This is a genomic window from Streptomyces apricus (assembly GCF_008369065.1).
Classification (GTDB): Bacteria; Actinomycetota; Actinomycetes; order Streptomycetales; family Streptomycetaceae; genus Streptomyces; species Streptomyces apricus.
Genome location: NZ_VDFC01000040.1, coordinates 933,699 through 938,462, shown reverse-complemented (window position 1 = coordinate 938,462; position 4,764 = coordinate 933,699). Strand labels below are relative to the sequence as shown.

At 71.2% G+C, this 4,764-nt stretch carries 7 protein-coding genes and 1 pseudogene; 7 read left to right on the top strand and 1 reads right to left on the bottom strand.

Annotation, left to right across the window (positions count from 1 at the left end; translation table 11 throughout):
- Positions 1–114: 114 nt before the first annotated feature.
- The 7 genes from nadC (at position 115) to FGF04_RS17245 (ending at position 4,654) form a co-directional block, all read left to right on the top strand.
- Complete coding sequence (gene nadC, locus FGF04_RS17275; protein WP_149512145.1) at positions 115–1,128, top strand: carboxylating nicotinate-nucleotide diphosphorylase; 1,014 nt, start codon at positions 115–117, stop codon at positions 1,126–1,128.
- A 2-nt stretch (positions 1,129–1,130) separates the two neighbouring features.
- Complete coding sequence (locus FGF04_RS17270) at positions 1,131–1,928, top strand: type III pantothenate kinase (protein WP_149512144.1); 798 nt, start codon at positions 1,131–1,133, stop codon at positions 1,926–1,928.
- A gap of 127 nt (positions 1,929–2,055) precedes the next feature.
- Complete coding sequence (locus tag FGF04_RS17265; RefSeq protein WP_149512328.1) at positions 2,056–2,670, top strand: hypothetical protein; 615 nt, start codon at positions 2,056–2,058, stop codon at positions 2,668–2,670.
- Positions 2,671–2,752: 82 nt separating this feature from the next.
- Complete coding sequence (locus tag FGF04_RS17260) at positions 2,753–2,932, top strand: hypothetical protein (RefSeq protein WP_149512327.1); 180 nt, start codon at positions 2,753–2,755, stop codon at positions 2,930–2,932.
- Between the two features lie 149 nt (positions 2,933–3,081).
- Positions 3,082–3,510 (top strand): BlaI/MecI/CopY family transcriptional regulator, encoded by a 429-nt coding sequence (locus tag FGF04_RS17255; RefSeq protein ID WP_149512143.1) that lies wholly within the window; start codon positions 3,082–3,084, stop codon positions 3,508–3,510.
- Between the two features lie 9 nt (positions 3,511–3,519).
- Positions 3,520–4,059, top strand: a complete 540-nt coding sequence (locus tag FGF04_RS17250) for an amino-acid N-acetyltransferase (protein ID WP_149512142.1) — start codon at positions 3,520–3,522, stop codon at positions 4,057–4,059.
- A 259-nt stretch (positions 4,060–4,318) separates the two neighbouring features.
- A complete protein-coding gene (locus FGF04_RS17245) occupies positions 4,319–4,654 on the top strand; it encodes a histone-like nucleoid-structuring protein Lsr2 (RefSeq protein ID WP_149512141.1) in 336 nt (111 codons plus the stop codon).
- Here the strand turns inward: FGF04_RS17245 and FGF04_RS42235 are convergent.
- Positions 4,633–4,764 (bottom strand): annotated as a pseudogene (locus tag FGF04_RS42235) (SCO3374 family protein); the annotation flags it as partial. The gene FGF04_RS17245 and the pseudogene FGF04_RS42235 sit on opposite strands and share 22 nt — an antisense overlap.

Here is a 4,764-nt window from a genome sequence, read left to right as displayed (position 1 = left end):
CCTCGCGGTGCACACCACCGACACCCKAGACTTCCCCCCGACCATCCCCCGGGCGCACGACCGCGACCGTGCCGGGGGGACCCCCGCGCCCAGCCCCCAGGAGCAGTGACAGACGTGAGCAACCCGGACCTTCCCCTCCTCGACGGCGGTGGCTGCGGCGACGGCTGCGGCTGCGGCGAGTACGCCGACCCCTCCGAGCACGCGGAGTACGCCGAGTGCGGGCTCGACCCCGACCTCGCGCGGCTCCTCACCGACGCCGGCCTCGACCCCGTCGAGGTCGAGGACATCGCGCACCTGGCCGTCGAGGAGGACCTCGACCACGGCGTGGACGTGACCACGGTCGCGACCATCCCCGAGGAGGCCGTCTCCACCGCCGACTTCACCGCCCGCGAGGCCGGTGTCGTGGCGGGCCTGCGGATCGCCGAGGCGGTCGTCTCCGTGGTCTGCACCGACGAGTTCGAGGTCGAGCGGCACGTCGAGGACGGCGACCGCGTGGTGGCCGGGCAGAAGCTCCTGAGCGTCACGACCCGCACCCGCGACCTGCTGACGGCCGAGCGCAGCGCGCTGAACCTGCTGTGCCGCCTCTCCGGCATCGCGACGCTCACGCGCGCGTGGGCGGACGTCCTGGAGGGCTCCGGCGCGCGCGTGCGCGACACCCGCAAGACGACGCCCGGGCTGCGCGCCCTGGAGAAGTTCGCGGTCCGTACGGGCGGCGGCGTCAACCACCGCATGTCGCTCTCGGACGCGGCCCTGGTCAAGGACAACCACGTGGTCGCCGCGGGCGGTGTCGCCCAGGCCTTCGCGGCCGTCCGGGAGACCTTCCCCGACGTGCCGATCGAGGTCGAGGTCGACACCCTGGACCAGCTGCGCGAGGTCCTGGACGCGGGCGCCGACCTGATCCTCCTGGACAACTTCACGCCCGGCGAGTGCGAGGAGGCCGTGGCCCTGGTGGGCGGCCGCGCGCTCCTGGAGGCCTCGGGCCGCCTCACCCTGAGCACCGCGGCGACGTACGCGAAGACCGGCGTCGACTTCCTCGCGGTGGGCGCCCTCACGCACTCCGCGCCCGTCCTGGACATCGGCCTCGACCTGCGCGACGCCCCCGGATCGTCGCTGAGCGGGGCTGAGTAGGCATGCTGCTCACGATCGACGTCGGCAACACGCACACCGTCCTGGGGCTCTTCGACGGCGAGGACATCGTCGAGCACTGGCGCATCTCCACGGACGCGCGCCGCACCGCGGACGAACTGGCCGTGCTCCTGCAGGGCCTCATGGGCATGCACCCGCTCCTCGGCGACGAGCTGGGCGACGGCATCGACGGCATCGCGATCTGCTCGACCGTGCCCTCGGTCCTGCACGAGCTGCGCGAGGTGACCCGCCGCTACTACGGCGACGTGCCCGCCGTGCTCGTCGAGCCGGGCATCAAGACCGGCGTGCCGATCCTGATGGACAACCCCAAGGAGGTCGGCGCCGACCGCATCATCAACGCGGTCGCGGCGGTCGAGCTCTACGGCGGGCCGGCCATCGTGGTCGACTTCGGCACGGCGACGACCTTCGACGCGGTCTCCGCGCGCGGGGAGTACGCCGGCGGCGTCATCGCGCCCGGCATCGAGATCTCCGTCGAGGCGCTCGGCGTCAAGGGGGCCCAGCTCCGCAAGATCGAGATCGCGCGGCCGCGCACGGTCATCGGCAAGAACACCGTCGAGGCCATGCAGTCCGGCATCGTCTACGGCTTCGCGGGACAGGTCGACGGCGTCGTCGACCGCATGGCCCGGGAGCTCGCGGAGGACCCGCAGGACGTCACCGTCATCGCGACGGGCGGGCTGGCCCCGATGGTGCTCGGCGAGGCGTCGGTGATCGACGAGCACGAGCCCTGGCTGACCCTCATCGGCCTGCGCCTCGTCTACGAGCGCAACATCTCGCGCACCTGACGCGCCCGGCGTGGCCGCGCCCCCGCCCGGGMGGCGCGGCCACGCCGCACCGCACCGATCTGCGGATTTTGTCTGATTAGCGCGTATCGTCGCGATCATGCCCACGCCTCATGGATCCCGCGGCGGTCTGGCGTTCGGTGCGGAGGAGCTGCGTGTGCTCCGACGCGCCCTCGCCCTCGCCCTGCACCCCTTCCCCGCCCCGGCCCAGGACCTCCAGGACTGCCTGCGCCTCGCGGAGGCCGTCGACGAGGCGACCCGCGAGGGCGCCCGGCTGCGCGCCTTCCTGCTGGCCGACCTCGCCCGCTACCGCGCCGCCCTGCCGGGGACGGCCGCCGGCTTCCTGACGCTCCTGGAGGAGGCCGTCCGGGCCGGCTACCACCCGGTCGCCGACGACCTGGGCGCGCTGCGGGCGCTGCGCGGCAACCCCGTCGCGGCCGCCCTCCTCGACCGCTGCGGCGCCCTCGCGGAGCAGGACGTGCGCAGGCGCGAGGCCCGCCGCGCGGTCCCGGCCTCGCGCAGCCACGCCCGTACGCGGCTGACGGCGCTCCCCGGCGGCCTCGCGGCGACCGCCGCCGCGGACACCGGCAAACCGGCGCAGGAGCCCGCCGGCGATCCGGCCGACCGCCCGGCGCCGAGCTCCCCGAACCGCAACCGCCCCGTCCCGACCCCGGGTGAGGTCTTCCCGAGGCGCCGCCCGGCCACTCCGCCGGCGCCCCCCTCCCAGCGGCTCGCCGCCGTCTAGGGACGTCGCCCGTGAACACCGCCCGGGGACACGCGCGACCCCGGGCCGTACGGATTCCGGCGCCGTGGCTACCCTGGAGGGCATGGACTACGTCTCCGCGCTCGTGCCCCCGGTCGTGATGGCCGTGTTCTTCACCGGTCTGATCGTGACGATCGTGAAGACCCAGGGCGGCGCCAACAAGGCCAAGGAGGACGCGGCGGTCGACGCGGTCCTCGCGAACGCCGAGCACACCCGGCAGGCCCCGCGCGACACCGACGCCTGAGACCCCGCACGGCGTACGGCGCGGCGCGCCGTACGACAGGGCGTACGACTCATCGGATTCCCGAGTCGTACGCCCTTTTTGTTGCCGTTTGTCGCGCGGGGCCACGTCCACCGCCCGATCGGCGACATCTCCCCCTATTGTTCTGAGCTGTGCCTCGCCCATTGGGAGAACTCGAAGACGCGGTCATGACGAGGGTGTGGAACTGGAACCGCCCGGTGACCGTACGAGAAGTCCTGGAAGACCTTCGGCAGGAGCGGTCCATCGCCTACACCACGGTGATGACCGTTTTGGACAATCTCCATCAGAAGGGCTGGGTGCGCCGCGAGGCGGAAGGCCGGGCCTATCGATATGAGGCGGTCTCCACGCGTGCCGCCTACTCGGCCGCACTGATGAACGACGCCTGGTCCCACAGCGACAACCCCGCCGCCGCTCTCGTCGCGTTCTTCGGGATGATGTCGCCACAACAGCGTGAAGCGCTGCGCGATGCCGTGCGTATCGTCCAAGGGCCGGAAACGCCCCCCGAGGAGAACACGGCACGCGAGAACCCCGCCGCTCCGGAGGGCGTGACCGGGCGATAACGTCCCCACATGTCAGCAGAGCAGCCCGAAGTCAGCACTAATGCCCTCACTGTCCGCAGGGCCAGGACCGGCGATGTCCCGGCGGTTCGCCGTCTCCTCGACTCCTACGTCCGCGGCCGCATCCTGCTCGACAAAGCGACGGTGACGCTTTACGAGGACATCCAGGAGTTCTGGGTGGCCGAACGCGCCACCGGAGCGGGTACGGAGGTCGTGGGCTGCGGCGCTCTGCACGTCATGTGGGAGGACCTGGCGGAAGTGCGCACCCTCGCCGTCGACCCGGCGCTCAAGGGCGCCGGGGTCGGTCACCGCCTGCTGGGGAAGTTGCTGGAGACCGCCCGGTGGCTCGGCGTTCGCCGGGTATTCTGCCTGACCTTCGAAGTGGACTTCTTCGCGAAGCACGGTTTCGTGGAGATCGGTGAGACACCTGTGGACACCGATGTCCGCGCCGAGCTGTTGCGTTCCTATGACGAGGGCGTGGCCGAGTTCCTGGGGCTCGAACGAGTGAAACCGAACACCTTGGGCAACAGCCGGATGCTTCTGCATCTGTGATCGCCGGCGGGTAATACTCCGGACATACCTCCGGCACCGGCCCGCCACCTCTTGCCGCCCCTGCCCGGTGTCCCTATGTCCGAAACGCGCACGTTTCCGGTCTTCCCGGTCGGCATCCGTCTCTCCCAGGGGTTTGTGTTTTTCCATCAAAAGCGGTTTGCTTTCCGACGTACTGCAGTACTGCATATAACAGGGGACACGAAACTGCGGCAGCCGCCGTGGACCCTCGGCCCTGAAGATATCGATGAAAGGAAATCCGGTGGCACAGAAGGTTCAGGTCCTTCTTGTCGACGACCTCGACGGCGGCGAGGCGGACGAGACCGTGACGTTCGCGCTGGACGGCAAGACCTACGAGATCGATCTCACGACGGCCAATGCGGACAAGCTCCGTGGACTTCTCGACCCGTACGTCAAGGGCGGTCGTCGCACCGGGGGCCGCGCTTCGGGCGGACGCGGAAAGGCGCGCGCCGCTTCCGGCGGCAGCCAGGACACCGCGCAGATCCGTGCCTGGGCGAAGGAGAACGGTTACGAGGTCAACGACCGTGGCCGCGTTCCCGCGTCCATCCGCGAGGCCTACGAGAAGGCCAACGGCTGAGAACAGCGCCGCAGCCGGATGCGGTGGCACTCCGTTGCCACCGTCTCCACGAGCCGTGCGAGATCGGGGGCGCCCCCACCGCCCCCGCCCAGTGCCGACGGTGTCGGCAC

What these genes read in the sequence shown, in the direction of transcription:
- FGF04_RS17250 (WP_149512142.1), top strand. Translation starts at nt 3,520, where the DNA reads ATGTCAGCAGAGCAGCCCGAAGTCAGCACTAATGCCCTCACTGTCCGC.
- FGF04_RS17270 (WP_149512144.1), top strand. Translation starts at nt 1,131, where the DNA reads ATGCTGCTCACGATCGACGTCGGCAACACGCACACCGTCCTGGGGCTC.
- FGF04_RS17260 (WP_149512327.1), top strand. Translation starts at nt 2,753, where the DNA reads ATGGACTACGTCTCCGCGCTCGTGCCCCCGGTCGTGATGGCCGTGTTC.